The sequence below is a fragment of the Devosia crocina genome (assembly GCF_900116545.1).
Taxonomy (GTDB): domain Bacteria; phylum Pseudomonadota; class Alphaproteobacteria; order Rhizobiales; family Devosiaceae; genus Devosia; species Devosia crocina.
In genome coordinates, this window is the sequence record NZ_FPCK01000002.1 from 598,423 (window position 1) to 621,087 (window position 22,665).

Annotated in this window: 22 protein-coding genes; 11 read left to right on the forward strand and 11 right to left on the reverse strand. The window is 61.5% G+C overall.

Annotated features, from left to right (window positions below; genetic code table 11):
• Window positions 1-153 precede the first annotated feature (153 nt).
• Complete coding sequence (recR, locus tag BM364_RS12530; protein ID WP_092425074.1) at window positions 154-747, forward strand: recombination mediator RecR; 594 nt, start codon at window positions 154-156, stop codon at window positions 745-747.
• 162 nt (window positions 748-909) lie between these two features.
• On the opposite strand, the gene BM364_RS12535 is transcribed toward recR, so the two are convergent.
• From BM364_RS12535 to uxaC, 4 genes are all read right to left on the reverse strand, one after another.
• Window positions 910-2,319, reverse strand: a complete 1,410-nt coding sequence (locus BM364_RS12535) for a sensor histidine kinase (RefSeq protein WP_092425076.1) — start codon at window positions 2,317-2,319, stop codon at window positions 910-912.
• A 3-nt stretch (window positions 2,320-2,322) separates the two neighbouring features.
• Window positions 2,323-2,994, reverse strand: a complete 672-nt coding sequence (locus BM364_RS12540; protein WP_092425078.1) for a response regulator transcription factor — start codon at window positions 2,992-2,994, stop codon at window positions 2,323-2,325.
• Window positions 2,995-3,119: 125 nt separating this feature from the next.
• On the reverse strand, window positions 3,120-4,646 hold the full coding sequence (locus BM364_RS12545) for a Do family serine endopeptidase (protein ID WP_092425080.1): 1,527 nt from the start codon (window positions 4,644-4,646) through the stop codon (window positions 3,120-3,122).
• A gap of 393 nt (window positions 4,647-5,039) precedes the next feature.
• Window positions 5,040-6,458: a glucuronate isomerase gene (gene uxaC, locus BM364_RS12550; protein WP_092425355.1), complete on the reverse strand. Its 1,419-nt coding sequence runs from the start codon at window positions 6,456-6,458 to the stop codon at window positions 5,040-5,042.
• A 217-nt stretch (window positions 6,459-6,675) separates the two neighbouring features.
• Here uxaC and BM364_RS18510 point away from each other — a divergent pair, with 217 nt between their 5' ends.
• On the forward strand, window positions 6,676-6,843 hold the full coding sequence (locus tag BM364_RS18510; RefSeq protein ID WP_175528589.1) for a hypothetical protein: 168 nt from the start codon (window positions 6,676-6,678) through the stop codon (window positions 6,841-6,843).
• Between the two features lie 196 nt (window positions 6,844-7,039).
• On the opposite strand, the gene BM364_RS12555 is transcribed toward BM364_RS18510, so the two are convergent.
• Both BM364_RS12555 and mscL read right to left on the reverse strand, forming a co-directional pair.
• Window positions 7,040-7,675: a response regulator transcription factor gene (locus BM364_RS12555; protein WP_092425082.1), complete on the reverse strand. Its 636-nt coding sequence runs from the start codon at window positions 7,673-7,675 to the stop codon at window positions 7,040-7,042.
• Window positions 7,676-7,941: 266 nt separating this feature from the next.
• Window positions 7,942-8,385, reverse strand: coding sequence for a large conductance mechanosensitive channel protein MscL (gene mscL, locus BM364_RS12560; protein ID WP_092425084.1), 444 nt, complete (start codon window positions 8,383-8,385; stop codon window positions 7,942-7,944).
• Between the two features lie 164 nt (window positions 8,386-8,549).
• Between mscL and BM364_RS12565 the strand changes: the two genes are divergently transcribed.
• Entirely contained in the window at window positions 8,550-10,172 is a 1,623-nt protein-coding gene (locus tag BM364_RS12565) for a hybrid sensor histidine kinase/response regulator (RefSeq protein WP_092425086.1), read from the forward strand.
• Between the two features lie 119 nt (window positions 10,173-10,291).
• On the opposite strand, the gene BM364_RS12570 is transcribed toward BM364_RS12565, so the two are convergent.
• Window positions 10,292-10,681, reverse strand: coding sequence for a PRC-barrel domain-containing protein (locus BM364_RS12570; RefSeq protein WP_092425088.1), 390 nt, complete (start codon window positions 10,679-10,681; stop codon window positions 10,292-10,294).
• 170 nt (window positions 10,682-10,851) lie between these two features.
• Between BM364_RS12570 and BM364_RS12575 the strand changes: the two genes are divergently transcribed.
• Together BM364_RS12575 and BM364_RS12580 are read left to right on the forward strand one after the other, a co-directional pair.
• Window positions 10,852-11,109 carry a hypothetical protein gene (locus BM364_RS12575; RefSeq protein ID WP_092425090.1) on the forward strand — a complete coding sequence of 86 codons (258 nt, stop codon included), beginning with the start codon at window positions 10,852-10,854 and terminating at the stop codon, window positions 11,107-11,109.
• Window positions 11,109-11,402, forward strand: coding sequence for a hypothetical protein (locus BM364_RS12580; RefSeq protein WP_092425092.1), 294 nt, complete (start codon window positions 11,109-11,111; stop codon window positions 11,400-11,402). Before BM364_RS12575 ends, BM364_RS12580 begins: the two co-directional genes overlap by 1 nt.
• Window positions 11,403-11,450: 48 nt before the next feature.
• Here the strand turns inward: BM364_RS12580 and BM364_RS12585 are convergent, their stop codons facing one another.
• The 3 genes from BM364_RS12585 to BM364_RS12595 all read right to left on the reverse strand — a co-directional run bounded on the left by BM364_RS12585 (window position 11,451) and on the right by BM364_RS12595 (window position 14,776).
• Entirely contained in the window at window positions 11,451-12,116 is a 666-nt protein-coding gene (locus BM364_RS12585) for a YiaD family glycine zipper/OmpA-like lipoprotein (RefSeq protein ID WP_092425094.1), read from the reverse strand.
• Window positions 12,117-12,216: 100 nt separating this feature from the next.
• Window positions 12,217-13,293: a DUF4037 domain-containing protein gene (locus BM364_RS12590; RefSeq protein ID WP_092425096.1), complete on the reverse strand. Its 1,077-nt coding sequence runs from the start codon at window positions 13,291-13,293 to the stop codon at window positions 12,217-12,219.
• Between the two features lie 157 nt (window positions 13,294-13,450).
• Window positions 13,451-14,776, reverse strand: a complete 1,326-nt coding sequence (locus BM364_RS12595; RefSeq protein WP_092425098.1) for a hypothetical protein — start codon at window positions 14,774-14,776, stop codon at window positions 13,451-13,453.
• Between the two features lie 328 nt (window positions 14,777-15,104).
• Here BM364_RS12595 and hemA point away from each other — a divergent pair, with 328 nt between their 5' ends.
• From hemA to BM364_RS18515, 3 genes are all read left to right on the forward strand, one after another.
• Window positions 15,105-16,385: a 5-aminolevulinate synthase gene (gene hemA, locus BM364_RS12600; protein ID WP_092425100.1), complete on the forward strand. Its 1,281-nt coding sequence runs from the start codon at window positions 15,105-15,107 to the stop codon at window positions 16,383-16,385.
• A 311-nt stretch (window positions 16,386-16,696) separates the two neighbouring features.
• A complete protein-coding gene (locus BM364_RS12605; RefSeq protein ID WP_092425102.1) occupies window positions 16,697-17,218 on the forward strand; it encodes a GNAT family N-acetyltransferase in 522 nt (173 codons plus the stop codon).
• Window positions 17,219-17,289: 71 nt separating this feature from the next.
• Complete coding sequence (locus BM364_RS18515) at window positions 17,290-17,463, forward strand: hypothetical protein (RefSeq protein ID WP_175528590.1); 174 nt, start codon at window positions 17,290-17,292, stop codon at window positions 17,461-17,463.
• A gap of 155 nt (window positions 17,464-17,618) precedes the next feature.
• Here BM364_RS18515 and BM364_RS12610 read toward each other — a convergent pair whose 3' ends face one another.
• Window positions 17,619-19,466 carry a putative bifunctional diguanylate cyclase/phosphodiesterase gene (locus BM364_RS12610; RefSeq protein WP_092425104.1) on the reverse strand — a complete coding sequence of 616 codons (1,848 nt, stop codon included), beginning with the start codon at window positions 19,464-19,466 and terminating at the stop codon, window positions 17,619-17,621.
• A gap of 252 nt (window positions 19,467-19,718) precedes the next feature.
• Here BM364_RS12610 and BM364_RS12615 point away from each other — a divergent pair, with 252 nt between their 5' ends.
• The 3 genes from BM364_RS12615 (at window position 19,719) to BM364_RS12625 (ending at window position 22,213) form a co-directional block, all read left to right on the forward strand.
• Window positions 19,719-20,150, forward strand: coding sequence for a DUF1801 domain-containing protein (locus tag BM364_RS12615; RefSeq protein ID WP_092425106.1), 432 nt, complete (start codon window positions 19,719-19,721; stop codon window positions 20,148-20,150).
• Between the two features lie 8 nt (window positions 20,151-20,158).
• Window positions 20,159-20,533, forward strand: coding sequence for a DUF1801 domain-containing protein (locus tag BM364_RS12620; RefSeq protein WP_092425108.1), 375 nt, complete (start codon window positions 20,159-20,161; stop codon window positions 20,531-20,533).
• Window positions 20,534-20,686: 153 nt separating this feature from the next.
• Window positions 20,687-22,213: a sensor histidine kinase gene (locus BM364_RS12625; RefSeq protein WP_139232583.1), complete on the forward strand. Its 1,527-nt coding sequence runs from the start codon at window positions 20,687-20,689 to the stop codon at window positions 22,211-22,213.
• Window positions 22,214-22,665 lie beyond the last annotated feature (452 nt).

A 22,665-nucleotide genomic window follows, 5' to 3' on the forward strand; every position in this document is an offset into this window, starting at 1 on the left:
GGAGGCCGGGGCCCATCCTGAGATTTCGAGATGGGCCCCGGCCTTCGCCGGGATGACACCGAGTTTCAGAATGTGTCATCTCATCCCTGACACCCAGTGTCGTTCCTCCTCCCTTCCTCCACCGCGCGGGAGGGAATGTGCCAGAGACAAAAAATGCCATCCGGCGGACCTGAAATCGAGCAGTTGATCCAGCTTCTGGCGCGCTTGCCGGGGCTTGGGCCGCGATCGGCGCGCCGGGCGGTGCTGCACATGATCAAGCGCAAGGAGCAGCTGATGCTGCCGCTTTCGGCCGCGCTCGATCGGGCAGTGGTGGCGGTCAAGACCTGTCAGATCTGCGGCAATGTCGATACGGTCAGCCCCTGCTCGATCTGTGCCGATCCGCGGCGTGGGGAGAGCGGCATGCTGATCGTTGTGGAAGATGTGTCCGACCTTTGGGCGCTCGAACGGGCAGGGCCCGGCCAGGTGCGCTACCATGTTCTAGGCGGCGTGCTTTCTCCGCTCGACGGGATCGGCCCCGACGATCTCAACCTCGACACGCTGGTTGCGCGGGCGCCGGACTATGCGGAAATTGTGCTGGCGATGAATGCCACGGTCGATGGACAGACCACGGCGCATTACATTACCGACCGGCTCGGGCCGGACACCAAGGTCACCCGCCTTGCTCATGGGGTACCGATCGGCGGCGAACTCGATTATCTCGACGAAGGCACGCTGAGCCAGGCGCTCAGGGCGCGGACGCAGATTTGAATTTTAGTGTTGGGCAGGTGCACCCCCACCCAGCCTCTCCCTGAAGAAGGGGGAGGAGCCCGCCGGTGGTTCTCCGTCAGCAGAGGCAAACTCGATCAGTCCCCTCCCTCCTTCAGGGAGAGGCCGGGTGGGGGGTGAGCGCATCCATGCTTACGTCCCATCTTAAGTCCCCGGCACCTCGATCACCGCCCGCACGCCCGGATTGTTGTCTTCGATCCTGAAGTGCCCGCCATGCAGCCGTGCCACGGCATTGACCAGCGCGAGCCCAAGTCCTGACCCCGGCTCCGACCGGCTTTCTTCGAGCCGCACGAACCGCTCCAGGACCTTCAGCCGATCCGCCTCGGGAATGCCGGGACCATTGTCGGCCACTGCGATCACTACCCTTGTGTCTTCACACCGGAGCGTGACGGTGATCTTGCCTTGCCGCCCATCATCGGGTTTTGCGTATTTCATGGCGTTTTCGAGCAAGTTGACCATAGCCTGGCCGATCAGCTCGCGATTGGCTCTCAGCGCGACGCCGGGGGCAATATCGGTTGCGACCTCTATGCCTTCATCCTCGGCAACCGGGGAATAAAGCTCTGCCATATCGGCGACGACGGCGCTCACATCGATTGGCGAGAGCGCACCCGAGGGCGCGCCCGCTTCCACCCGGGCGATCATCAGGAGAGCGTTGAAGGTCTGGATCAGGCGGTCGCTTTCCCCGATGACGGTTTCGAGCGCGCGCTCGCGCGTCTCCTCGCTGGCGGTGTCGCGCAGCGCGGCTTCGGCCTGGTTGCGCAGCCGTGTCAGCGGGGTTTTGAGGTCATGCGCGACATTGTCGGTAACCTCCTTGAGCCCTTGCAGCAATTGCTCGATGCGGTCGAGCATGGCGTTTAGATTGCGCGCGAGACCATCGAATTCATCATTGCGGCGGGTGATCGGCACGCGCTCGGATAGATTGCCTGACATGATCTTGGTCGAGGTATCGCGGATCGTGTCGATGCGCTTCAAGACGCGCCGGGCCGTCACACCGCCGGCGACGACGGAAAAGAGGATGATGCCAACGACGCCGACAAGGAAACTCTGGAGAATGATGGCCGAATAGCCGCGCCGCTCCACGACATCGCGCCCGACGACGAGCCGCATGCCATTGTCCAGTTCGACCGAGCGCACCACGGCAACCCCGCTCTTGAGCGGGGTTTCGGGCTGCGTGCCTTCATCGCCAAACGGGTTGGGCCGCTCGTAATCGAATGTGTAAATGCCCGGCTCGATCAGCACTTCGGGAGGCACGTCGGTGATATTGCCGAGAAGGAAAAGCCCCGAGGCATCGCCGAGATAATAGAGGCCCGGCCCCGGCTGGCTCGCGACGCGGGCCACTGCAAAGGCAAGCGCCCTTACCCCCTGATTGATCTCGATGCGCTGGAACAGACGAACTTCGCGATCGATGTCCTCGCCCTGCTGGCGCTGGATCGTGACGCTCGACTGCCAGCCAATAAAGCCCATGAGCAGGATGGCGAAAACGACGAAAATTGCGATGAAGGTGGCGGTGAGGCGAACCGTGGAAGTGCGCCAGACCTGGGCAAAGCGGCTCAAGGTCTACTCGCGGATCATGTAGCCGGCGCCACGCACTGTATGAAGCAAGGGCGTCTCGTGGCCCTTGTCGATCTTGGAGCGCAAGCGCGACATGTGCACGTCGATGACATTGGTCTGGGGGTCGAAATGGTAGTCCCAGACATTTTCAAGCAGCATGGTGCGGGTCACCACCTTGCCGGCATGCTTCATGAGATATTCGAGCAACCGGAATTCGCGCGGCTGCAACAGAATGGTCTCGCCACCGCGCTCGACCTTGCGGCTGAGCCGGTCAAGGGAAAGATCGCCGACGCTATACTGAGTGGCAGCTTCCGACGGGCTCGAGCGGCGGGCGAGCACTTCGATGCGGGCGAGCAACTCGGTGAACGCATAGGGTTTGGTCAGATAATCATCGCCGCCGGCCCGGAGACCCGTCACGCGATCATCGACCTCGCCGAGGGCGGACAGGATCAGCACCGGGGTCTTGTCGCCTTCGGCGCGCAGGCTTTCGACAATGGAAAGACCATCGCGCCGCGGCAGCATGCGATCAACGATCAGAACCTCGTAGTCCATGCCCGAGGCCATGGCATAGCCGGTCTCGCCGTCGCCGGCGTGGTGGGTGACATGGCCTGCCTCGTCCAATGCCTGGATCAGATAGCTTGCCGCTTCCCGGTCATCCTCGATCAACAAAATCTTCACGCCGACGCCCTGCGTTTTCTTGCGACAAGGGCTCCGGAAGAGCGTCCCGGAGCCCAATTTACTCGTATCGTGAGCCGGTTCCCGGCTCCATCTAACCTTCTCCCCGCCGGGGAGAAAGAAGTGTCTTAGCCTTCTTCACCGAGCGGCAGGCCGATGAAGCGGGCCTCCCCGTTGCGGGCGACCTTGACGAGAGCGGTATCGAGGCCCTTGCCCTGGACGCCTGAAATGGCCTCCTGGAAGTCGCTGACCGACGTGATCGGCTTGTTGTCGATTTCGAGCAGCACGTCACCCACGGCAAGACCGCGCTGGGCTGCGGTGCTGTCAGCTTCGATGCTCTGGATCAAGAGGCCACCCGAGCCGTCGCCATTGGGCACAAGGGTCATGCCCAGGCTCGAGGTGCTTTCGGGCACATTGGCCGGCGGCACCGGAGCGTCGGGGGTCTCGGCGGCTTCCTGGTTGAGTTCGGTCAAGGTGACGTTGAGGGTCGTTTCCGCCCCGTCGCGCCAGATCTTGAGTTCAACCGTGCTTCCGGGAGCCTTGCCTGCGATAGTGCGGCTGAGGTCCAGCGCGTCATCGATCTGCTCGCCATCGACCGAGGTGATGATATCGCCCGAGCGCACGCCGGCTTCGCCCGCAGGGCCATCGGAGGCCGGTTCGCGCACAATGGCGCCGCGGTCATTGGGCAGGCCCACGCTGTCGGCGATATCGCGCGACACGTCTTGGATCGAAACGCCGAGATAGCCGCGGGTGACCGTGCCGGTATCGATCAGCTGGCCTACGATCTGCTTGACCGTGTGTGCCGGGATGGCAAAGGCGATACCGACATTGCCGCCATTGGGCGAATAGATGGCGGTGTTGACGCCAACCACTTCACCATTAGTGTTAAAGGCGGGGCCACCGGAATTGCCGGTATTGACGGCAGCATCGATCTGCAGGAAGTCGCCATAGTTGGAGCCGCCGATATTGCGGCCGGCGCCAGAGATGACGCCCACGGTAACGGTGCCACCGAGGCCGAACGGATTACCCACGGCCACGACCCAGTCGCCGACGCGGCTCGCTTCGTCCTCGAAGGTGACGAAAGGCAGATCCTCGCCCTCGATCTTGAGCACGGCAAGGTCGGTGCGCTCGTCGGTGCCGACGATCTCGGCGACCTGCTCGGAGCCATCCTCGAAGACGACGGTGACCTTGGTCGCGTCCGAGACCACATGGTTATTGGTCACGACATAGCCATCGTCGGAGATGATGAAGCCCGAGCCGGCTGCCATGAACTGGCGTGGACGCGGAGCTTCGCCCTGACCGCCACGCGGGCCGCCGGGACCACCGAACTGATCAAAGAAATCGCGGAAGGGATGGCCTTCGGGCAGATCGGGGAAATTGAACTGGAAGTCACGGCCGCGCTGCACGCGCTGGGCCGGCTCCTCGGCTTCGACCAGGATCGAGACCACGGCCGGCTTGACCGCGTCAACGAGGTCGGCAAAACCCTGCTGCACGCTGGTCTGGGGAACGGCGATCTGGGCGACGTTGCGCACCTGTGCATTGGCAGCCTGACCCGTCAGCACGAATGCCGAGGATACGCCACCTACGCCAACCAGAAGCGCGAGCGCCGAAGCACCAAGCCAACGACGGGTACGCGAAAGAAGAGTGGGACGCATAAGGGTTGGTCTCCTTGGAAAAAGCTCTCAACAGCTTGTGGCTATAGATATGGAACGGCCCGCCTTTCTGAGAAGTTGCGCGAACATTAAACCTTGGCAATGTTGGCGGCGTGATTGCGGCGCAAAGCACCGAAGCCGCCGGAAATGGGGCGGCAGTTGGAGGTTTGCGGCATGGGTGGGGATATCAGAAATGTCTGGGGCTGCTTTAGCTGGCGCGATAGCACCCCTCACCCTGGCCCTCTCCCCAGAGGGGCGAGGGGACGATGGGCTGGAATGCGGTGCAGAAGCCGACGCAGGTGATCAAGCTCTTGTGTCCCCTCGCCCCTCTGGGGAGAGGGTCAGGGTGAGGGGCACTTGGGCAAGCTCCTGAACGAAGTGCCCCCCCTGCCATCGCTACTTGATCCGATAGGCGTCCTTGGCCGCCTGGTAGCTGAGATGAGCAGCGATCTCCTGGGCGCTTGACCGAGAAATACGATTTTCGCCGACCCAGGTGCCGAGGAACCCGCAGACCTCGCGGCGCCAGACATCGTGCCGGGCCGGGATGGAGAGAAGCGCGCGCGTATCGTCGTTGAAGCCGGCGAGATTGTAGAAGCCGGCGGTTTCCACAACCTGGTCGAGATAGCGTCGAATGCCCTGCGGGCTATCGTGGAACCACCAGGGCGGTCCAATCAGAAGGCTCGACCAATAGCCGGCCATGGGCGCCAGTTCGCGCGCATAGGTGGTCTCGTCGAGCACGAACATGATGAGGCGCAGATTGGGCTCGTTGCCGCAACGCGAGAGCAGCGCCCGCATGCCCCCCACATAGTCGGTGGGGCCGGGAATGTCGGCCCCAAGATCGGGTCCGCGCTCGTTGAACAGCAGCGGATCGGTATTGCGGCGCGAGCCAGCATGGATCTGCATGACCATGCCGTCTTCCACCGACAGCAGCGCCATTTCGGTCATCATCTGGGCGCGGAAGAGTTCGGCATCGGCAGCATCGTGCTTGCCAGCCAGGATCTTGTCCAGCAGTGCCTGCTTTTCGGGCGCGGAGAGATCGGCGGTGTTGGCCGTGGGCACGCCGTGGTCGGTGGCGACAGCGCCGAAGCGGCGGAAATATTCACGCCGGTTCCGGTGAGCATTGATGAGCCCTGACCAGGTCGCGACGTTTTCCCCGGTCAGTTCGCCAAAGGTTTTGAGATTGTCCACGATGGCGGGGCGGCTGGGGTCGGTGACGTCATCGGGACGATAGGTGGTGCGCACGCGGCCGATATAGCCATCCGTTTCCATCTTCTGATGGTGCGGCAGGGTGTCTAGCGCAAATTCGGTGGTGGCGATCACCTCGACATTGAACCGGTCGAGGATCGCCCTGGGCAGAAGCTCGGGCGTGCCGAGCTTTGCCTCGATCGCATCATAGATCCTGTCGGCAGTTCCGGACGAGAGCTCGTCGGTTATGCCGAACACGGCCTGGAGCGAATGGTCGATCCAGGTCTTGGACGGGGTGCCGGCAAAAAGATGGTAGTTTTCAGCAAAGAGCCGCCAGGCCTTGCGCCCATCGGTTTCGATGGATCCACCATCTTTGCGGGGGATGCCAAGCGCGTCATAGCTTATGCCACGGCTGCGCAGCATGCGCAGAACATAGTGGTCGGGCGTCAGGAACAACGCCGTGGGCGTTGAGAAACGCGCATTTCCGGCAAACCAGGATGGGTCCGTGTGGCCATGCGGGCTGACGATGGGCAGGTCCTTGACCGCTGGATAAAGATCGCGCGCATGGGAGCGGGCGGGCTCGGAAGCGGGGAAAAGACGATCAGGATGAAGATGGGCTGGCTGGGTCATGAAAGGGTTGTGCCACGTTCGCCCGATCCTTTCAACATCTTCCATACAAGACGCAAGTTGTGAAGATTTAATTCAAATTAACCGCTTTGAGAGAGTGGCCATCGCACCGCTCATGAATGGCGTAGAGTTACTGAGCGGGTGAGAAACAGCCCATTCAAGGCGGCTGCCCAATGGTGAGCGCCGGTCGATGCCGACCGGTGCGGCATGAGGGGTAGCAATGGCCAATCTCGATTTTCAGGACATGGCGCGCAATCTGACGCAGAAGCGCGCCCGAACGCGGCAGATGGCGCATGTGCAGCGCGCTCATCAGATGCTGGTGGCTGCCGGGCTGTCGGCGCTCTGCGTCGTCGGCGTTGCCGGCGCGTTTCTGGCGCAGGTGATGTAGTTCATACAAAAGAGGCGGCAGCCGCACCTGACCGGTGCCGCTCAGTGGAATGGCCTGCAACGGCAATAGTGGATCTTGCCGCTCCCAGGGCTTGCCTCTGAGGAACTGGTGCGGAACGGGCCACTCTTTGGAGCCGGGTGCCGGCGGCGGTGCCAGAGAAACCGCCGCCCGCGCTGCCCACAAGCCTTGCGGCCCTTCAACTGGTCAGGACGATCCGCATCAGGTCAGCGGTGTTTTTAGCGCCGAGCTTTTCCATGACCCGGGCACGATGGACCTCGATGGTGCGCGGCGAGATGCCGAGCTGGCGGCCCGCCTCCTTGTTGGACTGCCCATTGGTGATCAATTGCAGCACTTCGCGCTCGCGCGGCGTGAGCTGGGAAAAGCCGCGCACCTCGACCGGGCGGCGCCCCCCCTGCATGGCGCCCAGATGAACGTCGCGCCGCAACGCATCGCGGACGATGCCGAGCAGGTGCTCGCTGTCGATGGGCTTGGCGACGACATCGGTGGCGCCCAGTTTCATCGCCGTCACCGCTGCATCGAGCTGAGGTGAATTGGCGATCATGACAACGGGCGTACCGGTGCGCATTGCCTTGACCCGGCGCAAGAGCGGCAGGCCGCTATCCTCGCCCACGACAAGATTGATGATGGCCACGTCGGCACGCCGCCGCTCCAGCATGGCCAGAAAGTGAGCCGATTCCAGCGAGAACGCCGTCTGGAATCCTTCGAGGCGGAATAATACGCTCAGCCCCTCGCAAATAGACGGATCGTCATCCACGATATGCACCAGACGATCACGGTTCAGGAAGTGATGGTAGTAGGTTTCCTCGCTCATCGTGCCTAAAGCCCCTTTTTTGGCATGGTTCGCACTATAACCAACAGGGCGGAGCCGCGCGGCGGAAAGGATTTTATCCCTCTCGCCCTCCGTCCCAACGCAGACGTATTTTGCTCTAGGTCTTGCGGTGTTTCCGATAGGAAGACTCGGTAGGTATCACTACTGATAGACTAACGATAATATACCTATATTTTTCGTCAATAGGTTTTATATCCTAACGTTAGGAAATAAAAGAACCGGCACTTATGCCGGCTCCGGGGGGATAATCAGGTGCGGGGTGTGGCGCGCAGCGCGTCGCGTATTTCGGTCAGCAGCACTTCCTGCTTGGTCGGAGCGGGACTGGTCTCAACCGGCTCCTTGGCCGCTTCGCGCTTGAGGCTGTTGATGCCCTTGACCACCATGAACAGCACAAAGGCGATAATGGTGAACTTGACGATGGCATTGATGAAAAGGCCGATGTTGAGCGTTGCCACGCCTGCCGCCTTTGCTGCGGCCACAGATGGCACTGGTACGTTCTGCGGATTGGAGAGAACCACGAAGAGGTTGGAAAAATCGATGCCGCCGATGACGAGGCCGATCAGGGGCATGAAGATGTCGTCCACGATGGACGAGACGATAGCGCCGAAGGCCGCACCGATGATCACACCGATCGCCAGGTCGATCATGTTGCCTTTGATGGCGAAGTCCCGGAATTCTTTGAAGACGCTCATGGCCAATCCCACATAGATTCGTTGAACCGGCGCGACCCAGCCGGACAGGCGATCAACATTTCCGTTCTTTACGGGAAATGCAATGGGTCCGCTGTCGCGCTTGCGTCCTTACCCGGACGGGCTGATAAGCAAGGCACTGGAACCCGAGGGGAATTGCCGGGAACATGACTGCCGACCTTCCCGACAGCGCCGCCGGTCTGCGCCTGGCCATCGACTATGTGCCCCAGGGCATTGCCGTGTTCGATGCCAATTTGCGCCTCGTCATGTCCAACCGGCGCTACAACGCGCTTCTTGCCCTGCCCGAGGCATTGTCCGAGCCCGGCACGCCGCTCCTTGATATCGCACTTTTTCTCACGAGCCGCGGCGATCTTGGGCCAGGCGACCCGGTGCACCTGGCGCACGAGCGGATCAATCAGCTGACAGAAGCGCCGATGACCGTTTCCCAGCGGCTCAGCAATGCCGGGCAATCGCTGGAATTCCATTCGAGCCGCCTGCCCGATGGTGGGCTCGTGATCAGCTTTTTCGATGTGACCGCGCGCTTTCGCGCCGAGCGGGAGCTGGAAAAGGTCAACCAGACGCTCGAGGGCCGTGTCGCCGAACGTACTGCGGCGCTGACCCAGGTCAATGCCGAACTCGAAGTGGCGCGCGCCAAGGCCGACGCAGCCAATCACGACAAAACGCGCTTTCTTGCCGCTGCCAGCCACGACCTGCTCCAGCCGCTCAATGCTGCCCGCCTCTATACCTCCACCCTGATCGAGCGCGCCAAATCCACCGCTTTTGCCGAATTGGCCGGCTCGATCGAGGCGTCGCTGACAGCGGTGGAAGAGATCATGTCGGCGCTGCTCGATATTTCGCGGATCGACAGCGGCGCGCTCAAGCCAACACCCATGCCCGTGGGAACGCAGGATCTGCTGCGCAAGATGGAGGTGGAATTTGCCCCTCTTGCCCGCGAGCACGGCGTTTCCCTGCACATCGTGCGCACCGGCACGACAGTGATGGCCGATCGGGCGCTGGTGGGGCGCATCGTCCAGAATCTTGTTTCCAACGCCATCAAGTATACGCCCGCAGGCGGCAAGGTCCTGGTGGGCATACGCCGTCGCGGCAACCGGCTGCGGCTCGATGTTGTCGATACCGGCATCGGCTTCAACAAGGACCAGCACCGGCTCGTCTTTGCCGAGTTTTCCCGCCTCGATCGCGGCGCCCGTATGGCGCAGGGGCTGGGGCTGGGGCTATCGATCGTGCAGCGGCTGGTTTCGGCCATGGACCTGACGCTCGAACTCGATAGCCGGGAAGGTCGTGGCTCGCGCTTTTCGCTTTATCTGCCGCTGCTGCGCAATGCCCGCCCAACAGCCGCGCGCCCCGAAAGCATTGCAGAGGGCCTTGTCGGCGCGTTCGATCTCAAGATCCTGTGCGTCGACAATGAACCCGCCATTCTTGAAGCCATGCAGGGACTGCTCGAGCAGTGGGGCTGCGACGTGCGCACCGCCCTCTCCCTCAAGCAGATCGACCGCGAGGGCCTGTTGCACGGCTGGTATCCCGACCTTGTGCTGATGGATTATCATCTCGACCAGACTTCGGGGCTCGATGCCATCGAGTGGCTGCGCCACAATCTGGGCGGACACTTGCCGGCGGCCCTGGTCACCGCCGACCGCAGCCCGGCAGTCCGGACGCTCGCTGAAGATCGGGGCATCGCCGTCATCACCAAGCCGGTCAAGCCTGCGGCCCTGCGCGCAACCATCAGCGGCCTTGCCAATCAGGCCGCGCCCCGGGCGCGCCTTCAGCAATGAAAAAGGCCGGCACCAGAGGTACCGACCGGAAAGCAATATCACTTCTGAAAGAAACGGCTGAAAAGCGCAGGTCCTGAAAAGCCGCCGCCGGCGGCTCGAGGCCACCGGCGCAGTTCTGGTTAGATCCAGTAGGGCGTCACGCCATAGTAGTCATAGACGCGCCGGCCATTTTCCTCGTTCCAGTAATTGTCGTCCTCGCGGCCATAGCGCGGGGCGCCTTCAAGCTGAGCCTTGGTCACATCGACGCGATAGCCGCCCAGGCTTTCGTCGTAATTGAGCTTGGACCAGGGGAGAGGATAGTGGTCATCGCCAATGCCGAAGAAGCCGCCGAAGCTGAGCACCGCATAGGACACCTTGCCCGAGCGCTTTTCGACCAGGATCCGCTCGATCGAGCCGATATGCTCGCCGCTTGGATCATAAACCTTTGTGCCTTCGACCTTGTCGGAAGCGATCAGATCGTGGGTTTCACGAATGTCGGCGTCGGTTTTGCGAACGTCATCATAGGCCATTTTTGGTCCTCCTGATTTGTAGTGGTGCTGGATAAACGCCATCCCCCGGGGAGGGTTGCCAATCACATCGATTGTGATCGACCCCGACCCTGGCGGTGGAGCGAAAATGGAACTGGCGCTTGTGCAACCAGTTTTGCTTTCATCTTTAGTGTAGCTCACAGGAGGACCCGATGGTCTTCAGCACTCTCAGAGATCAGATGGTGGGTCGCGACAATCTGACTGCCATGCAGATCGCCCAGCACAGTCTCTTTACCGCTCGCGAGAAGCTCGACCTGCTCAACCAGCTCAAAGCCGAAGTGACCAGCGCCGATGCGGAAGGCGAGGACCTGGGCGTCACCGCCGGCGAAATCGACGAAGCAATCACCCATGTGCGCGAAGGCGTGCAGGACGGGGTCGGCACCCAAACAGTTTTGAAGGGAGATTTCTGATGCCTGGACCCGATGACAAGGCCGTGCCCAATGTTGCCAGCGTGGACTATCTGGTCGACGAGAAAGCCTCGGTCGTGCGCGTTCCGCCCGGCTCCGAGCTCGAACCGAGCCACAATCCAGAGGCAACAGTGGGGGCCACAGGGCCGACCAACTGGTGGCTCTATGGCGTGATCGGGCTCGCGATCGTTATCGCCCTGCTGCTGGTGATGCAGATTTTCTCCGGCGCCCCAGGCACCGATGTGCAGCCGGGCACACCGACATCCGAGCCGGTGGTGGAAACGCCGGTGCAATAAAAAACGCGGCCTCGAGGGGCCGCGTTGCCGTTTCCGCACGAAGCGAAATCAACCCCGAATGGGCGAGATCTGGATTTCGACGCGGCGGTTCTGCGCGCGTCCAGCTTCAGTCGCGTTGGAGGCGATCGGGCTCGTCGAGCCCTTGCCCTCGATATAGAAGCGGCGCTGATCGATGCCTTGATTGCTGAGGATCGTTGCGACCGACACGGCGCGGCGCTGGCTGAGCGAGAGGTTGTGCTCGCTCGACCCGGTCGAGTCGGTGTGGCCATAGACATCGACGATCGACTTGTCGAACTTCCTGAGCACGAGACCAACCGAAACCAACGTCTGGTTAAACTGTGGCTGCACCGTCGACTGGTCGGTGGCGAAGGTGATGTTTGACGGCATATTGAGGATGATCTGGTCGCCCACACGGGTCACCGACACGCCAGTGCCCTGCAACTGGGCGCGCAGCTCGGCTTCCTGCTGGTCCATGTAATTGCCGATGGCTGCACCTGTCAGGCCGCCGACGCCGGCCCCGATCAGTGCGCCAACGCGCGGATCCCCGCCCACGGCTGCGCCCACGATGGCGCCTGCCAGCGCACCGCCGCCCGCCCCGATCAGCGTACCGCCTGCCGTGTTCGACATCTGGGACTGCCCGGTATAGGGATTTGTTGTGGTACAGGCGCTCAGCGCGAGAGTGGCGGCAAGCGCCACGAAAACCTTGGACTTCATGAAATTACCCCCGGATGATTCTGCTTAGGTGGCCCTGATTGGCGCGTTATTACGGCAGGAGCGTGATGGGGCAAAGATGATGAACAGCGGATGAATAGCGCTACGGATTTGAGCGCAAAAGCGCCGCGGCGGTGCGGCGGCTGCGTTCCGCATCGACAAGCAGGGGAGTAAGATCACTGACCTGATCGATGGCGCCGAGCACGGGCAAGCTGGCGATCTCGGACGATGAAATCGCTCCGTGCGCCGCCGAAACCGCATCATCGACATTGATGGTGATGAAAGGCCGATCAAAGTAGGGACCAAGCCTTGGGACAAAGGGCGCGATGGACTTCTCTGCCTGGATCTCCCCCAGCACCCGATAGCCGTAGGCAAGCGCCTCGCCTCGGTCCTCCCAATGATCTGCCGCAAGTGCGGCTTGAAGGTGGGGTAGAAGGCGCGGCGCGATGGACAGTTGAGCAAAGCCGGAGCCAAACCACTTGGGGTACGGGGCGTAGCGGCGCTCAAGCAAGAAGGCCAGGGTCATGACATCTTGAACAAGGCGCGCAGCAATCACGCGGGAGCCGAGACCGTCGCCCACCTGACCAGTTCGTCCGACAAAGGCTTGCTGCTCCCTGATTCGCGCCCATTGCGAAGCGATGCGATAGTACCAGACATCGTCGGGAAAATAGGCCAGTCGTGACCGCAGAGCCGTGAGACGCCCGCCATCATCCCTAAAAACGGCGCCGGCAGTGAAGGCGAGGAGTTTTTGCTCGGGGATGGAGAGCCAGTGCTCCAGCGTCATAGCCTCAAGATCGCGGAGCCCTATGGCTGCAAAGAGCCGTCCTTCGAGCGTATGGAACTCAAGTCCGTGAGAGATCGCGCCAATTGCATCCGGACCATCTGCTGCCGGATGGGGTCGCTGCCGCCAGCCGATCGGCTCTCCGGCAAAAGTCTTAGGCATTATGGCCTCGAAAGCTGCAACGAGCGGCCGGGCATACTCGACAAAATCGCGCTCCGTCAGATGGATATGAACCCGGGGCCCCCAGTTGTGATCCTTGGAGGTTTCATCATCGAACCGAAGGAGTTCGGAGCCGTAGCCCATCAGCGCTGCAGAATATCGCAGGTCCGGAGCAACCGTCGCAAGCCAGGGCGCGACGAGCTCTGTAAAGAAGCGGCGAGAGAGCTCGATGCCCTGCATGGCGAGTTTCCGGCGAAAAGCCCTCAACAAGAGGCGCGGAGATTGGGGGGACGAGGTCGATGGAACAACGATTACGTCACGCCCCTCTGAATGAAGGCTTTGCTCTGCAAAGCACCTCACCGTGAGGGCGAATGAAAGGACGGCACGTGCGCTTCCTTCAGCGCAGCTTTTCAACCGACGGGGTCATGGTGTGCGGCCCAACATCGCGGCGTTCGACTTCGTCGAGCAGATCGAGGATCCGGTCGACATTGGCGATGTGGCGCTGTTCCATGGAGAAGTTGAGCGTCACATATTCGCGGCCGGGGCAGAAGGTGCAGATATTGGCCGCCGAGTGCCAGGCGCCGCAATAAAGCGGCTCGACCATGCCGTGGGTCATGGGCCCATAGGTGCGATGGGGCGGCACGAGCGTCAGCACGATGTGCATGCCCCCATTGAAACGCCAGAAGCGCTTGTTGGGTAGGCCAGGAACGAGGCGGTTGAGCGTGCGCAACGCCTTGAACATGGCCATGATCGTGACCTGGAAGGAGGTAATGTCCTTCTGCTCGATGCCGGCTACCGTGTCATCCACGAGCCGCACATAGTCGACGAAGTCCTCCACCACCTTGAACTTGGCTTCAAGCGCGCGGACGCGGAAGAAATCGTCGTCAGTATTATTGCGCTTGGTGTCGAGCATGGTGTAGGCGGCGCCGATCACCTTCTGGCTCATGTGCTTTTCATTGCCTTCGCCATTAAGCGCATGGGTAACGAGGGCGAACATGAGCGAACGCTGGCGCACGCCGAGCTTGTTGGCAAGCTTACGCAAGCGATGGCGCCCGAGTGCCAGCGTCTTGAACCCCCAAGGTTTCTCCTTGGGCGCCAGGATATTGGCGAGCACGAGATAGATGAAGGCGGTCAGGCCGCCGCGCATACCGCTGCGCAGCCGATGCCAGAAGGGCAGCTTGTTGGCCTTATTCGATTGCAGGCCATGCCCGGCAACGGCAGAGCGCGTGAGGAGCGCGGAATCCGAGCCTTCGAGCAGCGCGTGGCTCGAGCGCACCTGAAGGATGGCGGCCCGGCCTCCTGCGTCCAGCCCATCCCGGCGCACCGCGGCCATAACGCGAAACAGCGGCAGGTCCTTGCGCTCGAAGATATCGGACGACTTGCCCAGCCACTTGTCGGGATAACCATCAAGCTCGTCGACGATCTCGACCGAGGTGATGGCATCGAGCAGATGCTTGGGAAAGGGCTGGCCGGGCTCCGCGCCTACAAAGCCATGGGTGAGTTGGGGCGCCAGCGCCACCATCTCCGCGACCATATTGCCAAGACCTTCCTTGTCGTAGCTCTGGGTGGAGAAGGCGGTGAAAAAGACAGTGTCCTGCCCCTGGTAGAGAAACCACTGGAAATCGGTGAAGAGGGCCTGTGGATGCTGCCGCACCGCTGCATGTGCCAGAGCCAGCGCATCGGCATGCTGGCCGGCAAAGCTTGATGACGAAAAACTCTTCATCACATCCCCCTCGTGCCGTTCCCCCCGGCAGATGCCGATCTAAGCGCAGTCTTGCCTCGGGATCAACACAATCCCTCTTGGGAGGTTAACTTTCAAATGGCGGCGCGATCGTCACAAACTGAAATCTTTGCTTCAAGACATTTTCGCTGCTCGGAGTTGGCAGCGCGAGCTCGACTCTTTAGAATGGTTCGAGAAAAAGAGGCGCACCGGCCGAGGCCGCGCGTCGAATTGACATATATCAAAGCGGCTCAGCCCCACCTAAATAGGGTGGGTCCGAGCCGCCTTGGCATTCCTGCCGAGCACGTGGCAGGTGCAAAGGAACGGCCCCATGGATTATCGCGGTATTTTCGAGGATGCAGTGGACACGCTGCGGGCGGAAAAGCGCTATCGCGTCTTCGCCGATCTCGAACGCATTGCCGGACGCTTCCCCAAGGCCGTCTATCGCGACGATGCCAACAACGCGCGCGAAATCACTATCTGGTGCTCCAACGATTATCTGGGCATGGGCCAGCACGACAAGGTCGTCCGCGCCATGCAGGAAACGGCCGGCTCCATGGGCGTCGGCGCCGGCGGCACGCGCAATATCTCGGGCACCAACCGGCCGCTGGTCGAGCTCGAGCGTTCGCTCGCCGATCTTCACCGCAAGGAAGCAGCGCTGGTTTTCACTTCGGGCTTTGTGTCCAATGAAGCAGCGCTCTCGACCATTGCCCGGCTGCTGCCCGATTGCGTGATCTTTTCAGACCAGCTCAATCATGCCTCAATGATTCAGGGCGTGCGCCAATCGGGCATGGAAAAGAAGATCTTCCGGCACAATGACGTGGCGCATCTGCGAGAACTCCTGAGCCAGGTTGATCGCAAGCGTCCCAAGCTGATTGCGTTCGAGTCTGTCTATTCGATGGATGGCGATATCGCGCCGATCAAGGAAATCTGCGACCTTGCCGAAGAGTTCGGCGCGCTGACCTATATCGATGAAGTTCACGCCGTGGGGATGTATGGCCCGCGCGGCGGCGGAATTGCCGATCGCGACAACCTGATGGAGCGCATCGACGTCATCGAAGGCACCCTGGCCAAGGGTTTTGGCGTCATGGGCGGCTATATCGCCGCCAATCGCGCCATTATCGATGCCGTGCGCTCCTACGCGCCCGAATTCATTTTCACCACTGCCCTACCCCCGGCGCTGTGCGCTGCGGCGCGCGCCTCGATCGAACATCTCAAGGCCAATGATCACGAGCGCATGATGCATCAGCGCCAGGCGCGGCTGACCAAGGCGATCCTGGCCGATGCCGGCCTTCCGGTGATGGAGACACCGACCCACATCGTGCCGCTGATCGTGGGCGATGCGCGCGCCGTCAAGGCAGCGAGCGACATGCTGCTCGACAAGCACAACATCTATATCCAGCCGATCAATTACCCGACCGTGCCCAAGGGCACTGAGCGCCTGCGCATCACGCCGACGCCCCTTCATACCGATGAGATGATTTTCGAGCTCCGCCATGCCCTGGTCAGCGTCTGGACCAGCCTCGAACTACCGCGCGAAAAGGCCAACCCGGCTTTGACCGCCAGCAAGCTCACCTCGGGCGATCTGACGCTGCCCAGCCTTGGCGGCTAAGCGGCTCAGGCACGCGATCGTGGTTCGCGGACGGCGCCGCAACTGAGGTCTAGTGCGAAAGCGGAGTCTTGCACCGCCAGAGCGGCCAGGCCCGACCGTCCGGCGAAACCTTCCATCACTTTGAAGTGACGCAGAAAATCGCTTCGGCGTGATTTCTTCTGCATCCTTTTGCCCCGTGCTGCATTTGCTTCTTGTCCCAATGGGACGGGGGCAAGTCGGCTGGATAACATGCAGCGTTTATGACGCTGTCATGCGACTCACGCATACCTGCCCCCGTCCGATTGGCCGGTATTCTGTTTTGGGTCCTCTGTATGCCTCCTCACTATGTTGCTTTCCGAACGGCCGTCGCGGACGATGTTCCGGCGATCCGTTCCCTTGTGCGTCAGGCCTATTCGAGGTGGACCCCTGCGCTTGGGCGTGAACCGCGCGCCATGCTTGTCGACTATTATGAAGCGATCCACGACTTCCGCTTCGATCTGTTGACCGTTGATGGCCACCTTGCAGGTGTGCTGCAGACCTGTCCCTGCGCCGATCATCTTTGGATCGAGAACGTCGCCGTCCATCCCAATCATCAGCGCCGCGGCCACGGCCAATCGCTGCTGGTTCTAGCCGAACAGCTGGCGCGTCACGCTGGACTTGATGCCCTGCGCCTTCTGACCAATGCCGCCTTCACCAGCAATGTCGCCCTCTTTGAAAAGCTCGGCTACTCGATCGAGCAGAGCGAACCCTTCATGGGCGGCACAACCCACTACATGACGCGGCGCCTTGTGCCTGCCGCGGCAACCATTCGCTCAGCGCATGGCTGGAATAACGAGACCCGCACTACCGCTTAGGGCCGAGAGGGCTCATTTAGGGGTCATGGAAGCGCTCCGGGAACGGTCCCGGGCCAGACGAAGGATTGACCATGAGCACCCCGCGCAAGAACAAGTTCTTTGCGACCCTCGACACTTTTGCCACCGTGTTCGGCAGCGCTGCTGCTGTTTCGGCGGCTGTTGAAGGCGGGCGGGCGCCCAAGGCCAAGCACCTCGAGGCTCTCGGCATCGACCCTGTCGCCTTCCGCTCGATCGGTCGCTCCTGATCCTTGTCTGATGCGCGTTCGCTGAACGCGCTCCAAGGACGCTCCGGGCCGCTGCTCCTCCCTCCGGCGCCCGTTGCGCGAGCTACCGACACAAAAGCCCGGATGCCAGTTTCCCTCCCTGGCCTCCGGGCTTTTTCTGTTCTGGCTCCGGATTTTCAGGCCGAGCGACGCGCCGGCGCAAGGACCTGGTCCGGGCTTTGGCCAAAAGCTTCAAGCAGCCGCGTGCAGTCCCGCACCGGAACCGGGCGCGAGTAGAGATAGCCCTGCCCCAGGCGGCAGCCGAACCGGCGCAGCGTATCGGCCTGGCCGACATCCTCGACCCCTTCGGCGACCACGCGCATTCCAAGTTTGCGTACGATATCGATCATGCCCCCGACCAGGATCTCGCTTTGCTGATCGATCCCGAGCCGGGAAACGAACGAGCGGTCGATCTTGATGATGTCGACCGGGAAATTGAGCAGGTGCGTCAAGGAAGCATAGCCGGTGCCGAAATCGTCGAGCGCCACGAGAAGCCCCTGATTGCGCAGCGCTTCGACCGCAAGGGGCACGACATCGTCGTCGCCGCCCATGTAGACGGCTTCATTCACCTCAAGGACGATATGCTTGAGCGGCACGCCGGCATTGCCGAAAATCTCGACGATGCGGCCGGCAAGGTCACCACGCTGGAAATCGCCGGTCGTGACATTGACCCCGACATGCTGGAAGTGAATGCCCGCATCGAGCCAGCTCCGCATGTCCCGCGCCACCTGGCGCAACATTTTGCCGGTCATCTCATAGGCAATGCGCGGATCGGTGAGGGCGGAGTGGAACTCTCCGGCCGAGCCGATGCGGTCATCGCTCATGCGCACGCGCGCCAAGGCTTCGAGCCCCACGATCTCGCTGGTTTCGAGATTGACGATGGGCTGGTAGTGCGGCAGAACCCGGTCCTCTTCGAGCGCCTGGTCGATCTGGCGCACAAGGGCGATGCGGTGGATCATTTCGGTGCGAAGGCCTGCCTGGAAAGCCGTATAGCCGCCGCGCCGGTTCTGCTTGGCGTGGTACAGCGCGAAATCGGCGTTCTGGCACAGCGTATCGCCATCCTCGCCATCAAGCCCGAACAAGGCCCCGCCCATGGTCACATGGGCATCGAAGGACTGTCCTTCCATCTGGATCATTCCCTTGGCCGTGCGGCCGAGCAATGTGGCCCAGTAGCCCAGTGTTTCATGATCAGTGCAGCTGGGCACGAGAACGGCAAATTCGTCCCCGCCGAGCCGGCAGGGGATCAGCTTGGGATTGGCGCCGGCAAGGCGCCGGGCCACGGTCGAGATCAGCCGGTCACCGGCCGCATGGCCGATCGAGTCGTTGACCGATTTGAGATGATCGATATCGAGAAGGATCAGGCCAAAGGCTTCCTGCCCGCCAACGAGTTCGGACAGGAGCTGGTTGAACCGCGCGCGGTTGGGCAAGCCGGTCAGAACATCGAAATAGGCCAGCTGTGTGTTCCGCTCGCGCATCCGGTCATGCTCGATGGCGAGGGCACAAAGGTGGGTGCAGGTAGCAACGATTTCCCGTTCATGCTGGGTAGGCCCGCGATGGGAGCGGAAATAAAACGCGAAGGTCGCGATCACCTTGCCACCCGGATTGCGGATAGGGGTCGACCAGCAAGCCTTGAACCCGAGCGGCAAGGCCAGCATACGAAATTCGGCCCAGAGCGGATCCCTGGAGATGTCGGAAACGACGACTTCGCTGTTGCGGAAGGCCGCCGTCCCGCAAGAGCCGATATCCGGACCGATCGCAAGCCCGTCGATGGCTTCGCTAAAGCTGGCGGGCATGCTGGGTGCAGCAAGCGGCCGGAGCCGGTCGGCATCGTCGATCAGCACGACCGAACAGCTGATCCCCGGCGCATATTGTTCAGCCCTTGTGCACAGCAGCCGCGCAATGGCCGGCAAGGTTTCGCCCTGGGCCACCGCTTCCAAAATTTCGGTCTGCAACCGCATCAGCTGCGTGGTGTTGCCCCCGGTCATGCTAGTCTCCAAACGGTCCGCCAGTAGAGTGCACAGCACTGGGTAAAGGTTGCCTTGTGCGCGATAACGATATTACTTAAAATTGTAAGCATCGTCATGCTCCCAACACTGCCCAATCGACCTGTTTTCTTTATGGCAGAGCATTGCGCAACAGTAGTTTTCCCCGCGCTTTTCCACATGCGGGATCTGGCTGGTTGTGCTTTGCTGGACACAAGGACGATGGAAGCCCCAGATGGGGAGGAGTGCGGTTCCATGAACAAGCAAAAGGCGGAGGAAAAGGCGTCCGTCAAACTGCTCTCGGGCGACAATCCACAGATCGCAAAGGGTTTTGGCAACGAGCCGGTCGCCGCCTATATCGAGGCGGTACCGGGATGGAAACAGGCGATCGTGCGCGAGATCGACGACACCATCGTTGCCGCCGTGCCCGCGGTGCAAAAAGCGGTCAAATGGAACACCCCGCTTTATGGATTGGACGGCACGACATGGTTTGCCAGCGTCCATTGCTTCAAGAACTTCGTGCGCCTCACCTTCTTCCGCGGCACCGATCTCGAGCCCGTGCCTGCGGGTCCGTCCAAGGTGGCAGGCGTACGATACCATGACGTCGAGGAGGCGGCAGGCCTCGACCGGCCTCTTCTCACCCAGTGGATCCGGCAGGCGAGCGCTCTGCCCGGCGAAAAAATGTGAGATCAACGATGACCGGGGAACCCGCTTCTGGCGCATCCGCCCGCATCGACCACTATGTCGCTTCATTTGACGACTGGCGCGGCGACTTACTCGCTCATATCCGGGCCCTGATCCGCCAGGCCGATGCCGATGTGGTGGAAGAGTGGAAGTGGGATGGGCCGGTCTGGTCGCGTGGCGGCATCATCTGCACCGGCGAAGTCTATAAGAGCGCGGTCAAGACCACCTTTGCCAAAGGCGCATCCCTCCCCGACCCTGCCGGCCTCTTCAATGCAAGCCTGACTGGCAAGACCCGCCGCGCGATCGATTTCCATAACGGCGTGCCAATCGATGAAGCGGCCTTCATGGCCTTGATCAAAGCGGCCATCGCTCACAACCTGGGTTAAACCCAACGTTCCCTCGCCTCGGCTTTTGGGCAAAGAACTGAAATTGCGACGAAATCATCGTGTGTGCTTTCGCCGGGACCGTGCTAGCCTTCCTCACACTGAACGAGGATCGACTTCGGCGGCGGGGGAATCATCGTGGGGGAGCGGCGCGGCTTGGGCGAAGCCAGAGCCATCAGGCTGACCATTGGCCTGATGTTGACAGCCTTCGTGCTGTTCGTCTCGCTGCTCGCCTATTTCGTGCTCCAGGGGGCCGGGGAAACGCGTACCCGGCTCGAAGAGCGATCGCGGGCAGCCGTGCAGGTTGTTTCCACCAACATGTTCTGGGTTGCCGAGTTGGCCAACCAGACCCTGCGCCGCGTCGATGCCGCACTCGGGCCCAGCTTGGCCGGCAATTCCGAATCCATCGAGGCGGTGCTCGAGGGTCTGCCGCGCGTGGCCCAGATCTATGTGCTCGATGCGCAAGCACGCACCATCTTTTCGACCGTGGCTGGCGCAAGCCTGGTTTCCGTTGCCGACCGCGACTATTTCGCAGCCCTGCGCGATGGCGCAGCTTTTTACACCTCGCCGCGCCTGATCAGTAGGCTGACCGAAGATCCGATTTTCGTTTTTTCCAAGAGAATCGAGCGGGCGGGACGCTTTTCAGGCGCCATCATCATCTCCTTTTCCGAGAGCCTCCTGTCCGATCTCAGGAACACGCTCGACCTGCCTGAGGGCTCGGCCATCAGCATCGCGCGCGAAGACGGGCTCCATATGGGCCGCAGTCCCCCTAGCAATGCCGATATCGACCTCAACCAATCACCGCTTTTTTCCATCTACCTGCCCCAGGCCGATAGCGGAACCTATCTCGCAACATCTGTTATCGACGGCGTGGAGCGGATAGTCAGCTATGCCCGGGTCAGCGGCACGCGCATCGTGGCAACGGCATCCCTGGCCACAGCCCCATCCTGGTCCGAATTTCGGATGGCGGTGCTGGCGCTGCTTCTGATCGTTTCGCCGGTTCTGATCGGCCTTTTCATCGGCTGCTGGTGGATCCTCAATCTCCTCAAGCGTCTTGCCGATCGCAACGAGCAGCTCGAAGAACTCAATGAACTCAATACCATGCTGTTTCGCGAGATCCATCACCGGATCAAGAACAATCTCGCCTCGGTCCAGACCCTGGTGCGCATGCACGATCTGCCGCAAGACACCAAGCGCGATCTCGAGAGCCGCTTCGCCGCCATGGCGGCCATGCACGAGCACATCTACAAGCATGACCGCTACGAGGATATCGCGGCGGCCGACTTCATTCCGGCCGTTCTGTGCAAGGTGCTCGAAGCCTATGGCTCGACCGCAGAGGTCGCCTTCGACATCGCTGATGTCGCAGTTGATCGCGATCACGCGACGCCTCTAGCCCTGCTGTTGAGTGAACTTGTCACCAATAGCTGCAAATACGCTTTCTCCGACGGCCGCGCCGGCAAGATCAGCGTCAGTCTCAAGACCCTCCGGGAGGGCCGCGCGACCCTCACCTTCCGCGACAACGGACCCGGCCTTTCCCAGCCTGCGGGCACCACCAGCATGGGCATGCGCATCATCCGCGGCGCCGTGACCCAGATGGGCGGCACCTTCCAATTTCAATCCGACCAGGGCCTCACTTTTCACGCCACCCTCGACCTGCACCCAGAGCGAGCCCCGCAAGGCTAGGGCGCAGGCGCCGGGGATCCGCGGATTATGGCAAGTGCCTCCCCGAGCATCTCGCCGAATGCCGTGACGATACTGGTGTTGGAAAGTGCTCCCCGGCACAAGGGGGCACCTCTGCTATGGGCACCGAAACACCTCAGGTTTGCGGTTGCGCGCTGCCGGAACAGCATAGAGGCCACCATGGCTTGACGGATTCGCTGCCAGCGCGGTGTATGCTGGCCAGATTGACCTTCGCAAAATTAATGACTTAGCAGGACTGTGCTACCGCTGTGCTAAGTTAGCACAGGCAAATCGAGCCTTCCAACCGAAGACTTAAACGCTCTATCATGTTGTGAAAGCTGGTGCTGCCGGACAGGATTGAACTGTCGGCCTCTCCCTTACCAAATGCGGTTATGTGTATTTTAAGTACCGAAAATGCTACGGTCAAGAAGCTATTGCGCTAGAACTGTGCTAGG